Genomic DNA, 1,109 nt, shown 5'->3' with positions numbered 1-1,109 from the left:
CCTTCCTCCAGCTGCAGCTCATCAAACCAGGCGGTTCCGCTTTCCCCCTCAATGCCCACACAGGCCACGACCTGCGGGCTCAGCGCCGGGGACTCCAGGGTGAACGTCACCTCCACCCGAGCCCAGTCCTTTGTCCCGGACACATACCGCCCGTAAGCATACTTCCAGCCGTGACCATCGGTGTAGCGCACGGCCACGAGGGCGCCCATGGCATTGCCGGCGGAGATGCTGTCCGTTTTGAGCTTAGCCGACAGGGTATAGGTCTTCCCTCGGGTTAGGGTTACTTCCTGCTCGGCGAAGACGGTCCCTCCCGCTCCGGTCTTGGTGATCCGAAGGGACGAGTTCCCGGATGTCTTCGCCAGACTGTCCGCGACCAGGGTTCCCTGGCTGCCGTTATGCTGGACGATCTGCCAGGCTGAAGTCGATTCGCCGCTGGGGTTTTGCAGGGTGTTGAGGACGGTGCGCTGAACTTTGGACTCCAAGGTCAGCTTGTTCCGGGTTCCCCCGGAGGTTCCGTAGCCGAAGTACGCGCCGTAGCCCCCCTCATCGCGCAGGCTCACCGGGTTTCCCTGGGCATTGAACTGAAGGGTCTGGCTGCGTCCCGCCCGATCCGTCAAGGTCGTCGTGTTGTATCCGTAGGTCAGGGTGAGTGATCCCCCCAAAGCACCGGCTGCGCCGGTCTCCGCCATGGTCCTGACCCGATAGGGGGCGATGCCGTAATACGTCCATTCCATCCGGTAGCCGTCCGGCCGGACGGCGCTTCGGAGCTTCATCTCCCCGTCGTAGTCATAGGTGGTGACTTTCCCGTCGGGATAGGTGATGCTCACCAGCTGGGCCCCACGGTACCCAAAGCGAAGTTTTCGTCCGGCCGGATCCGTGATTTCCTGAAGACGGCCCTCCGAAAACCCCAAGAGCGCTGTGCGCCCCGAGCCGTCGGTGACGCTTTGGATCCGCCCCTCCGCAGAATACTGCACCTGAAGGGTGTTGTTTTCCAGGTCCTTCAGGTGGGTCAGCTTTCCCGCGGAGTTGAAGATCAGGCGGTTTCCCCCCTTGTCCGTGAGGACAAAGGGCTCCGCGCTCCCCCCATTCACCGTCAGGGTCAGATCCAG

The 1,109-nt window shown here is 62.8% G+C and carries 1 protein-coding gene; it reads right to left on the bottom strand.

The window, feature by feature from the left end; translation table 11 throughout:
• Nucleotides 1-1,109 (bottom strand): carbohydrate binding domain-containing protein (locus KCG48_RS14380; protein WP_211802869.1); only part of this gene is annotated, 1,109 nt, incomplete at both ends.

The sequence above is a fragment of the Proteiniclasticum sediminis genome (genome assembly GCF_018128025.1).
Taxonomy (GTDB): domain Bacteria; phylum Bacillota; class Clostridia; order Clostridiales; family Clostridiaceae; genus Proteiniclasticum; species Proteiniclasticum sediminis.
This window is presented reverse-complemented; position numbering and strand designations above follow the sequence as displayed.